The organism is Cellulomonas hominis, assembly GCF_005239125.1.
GTDB classification, from domain to species: domain Bacteria; phylum Actinomycetota; class Actinomycetes; order Actinomycetales; family Cellulomonadaceae; genus Cellulomonas; species Cellulomonas hominis_A.
In genome coordinates this window covers 1-1,234 of sequence record NZ_SZYE01000339.1, presented here as the reverse complement: position 1 = coordinate 1,234, position 1,234 = coordinate 1, and the positions used below count along the sequence as shown (strand labels likewise).

1 protein-coding gene is annotated in these 1,234 nt (G+C 78.7%); it reads left to right on the top strand.

Going from position 1 to position 1,234, the window contains the following annotated elements:
• Window positions 1-1,063: aminotransferase class I/II-fold pyridoxal phosphate-dependent enzyme (locus FA014_RS19460; protein ID WP_154731245.1), on the top strand; the 1,063-nt coding region annotated here is incomplete at its 5' end.
• Window positions 1,064-1,234: the final 171 nt, after the last annotated feature.

Genomic DNA, 1,234 nt, shown 5'->3' with positions numbered 1-1,234 from the left:
CGCGCTGCTGCCGCCGCTCGGGCGCGCGCTGGCCCGGGTGGCGGCCGCGACGCCCGCCGCCGGCACCGGCTCCTACCTGGGCACCCCCGTCGTCGAGCCGCTGGAGCGCCTGCTGCGCGCGTCCTGGCCGTTCACGCCGCAGCGGGTCACGGTCGTGGACGGCGCGGTCGACGCGATGAGCCGGACGCTGGAGCAGCTCGCGGGGTTCGGCGACCGGGTCGTCGTCGAGGACCCGTCGTTCCCGCCGATCTTCGACCTGTGCGACCAGCTCGGCCTGGAACGGGTGCCGGTGCCGCTCGACCGGCAGGGCGTGCGGCCGGACGCGCTGGAGGCCGCGCTGCGCACCGGCGCCGAGGTGGTCGTCCTGCAGCCCCGGGCGCACAACCCCACCGGCGTCTCGATGACGTCGACCCGGGCCCGGGAGATCGCGGCCGTGGTCCGCCGGCACCTCGCCGCGACCCCCGGTGCCGGGCTCACGGTCGTCGAGGACGACCACTCCGGGGAGATCGCGTCGTCCGCCGACGTCTCCCTCGGCAGCCACCTGCCCGACCGGGTCGTGCACGTGCGGTCGTACTCCAAGTCGCACGGGCCGGACCTGCGGATCGCGGCGGTCGGCGGGCCCGCGGTGGTGCTGGACCGGGTCGTGGCGCGGCGGATGCTCGGGCCCGGGTGGACCAGCCGGCTGCTGCAGCACGTGCTCGCCGACCTGCTCGACGACGGCGACGCGCTCGCGGCCGTCGCCCAGGCCCGCCGGACGTACTACGCGCGGCAGCGGGCGCTGAGCACGGCGCTCGCGGCGCACGGGGTCGAGGTCCAGCCCGGCGACGGGATCAACCTGTGGGTGCCGGTCGCCGACGAGGCGACGGCACTCGTCCGGCTGGCCGCGGCGGGCATCCGCGTGGCGCCCGGCCGGCCGTTCCGCGCGACGACCGCGCCGGACCCGGCGGACGGCGGCGACGCGGGCGGGTCGGGCCACGTCCGCGTCACCGTCGGCGCCCTGGCGGGCGGCCCGGACGAGGTCGCCCGCGTGGCGACGGCCCTCGCCCTGGCGTCGGGCGCGTAGCACCCCGCGCTCCACGCCCCTCACGGCGCGCCACCCCGCGCCTCCCCGCGCGCCTTCCCGCACCTCTCCCCGCGCGCCTCCTCGCGCGACCTTTCGCCGACTCTCCACTTGCGGACTCTGGGGCGGTGCCGGCGCACAGGCCGGAAGTGGAGAGTCGGCGAGCGGGGCGAG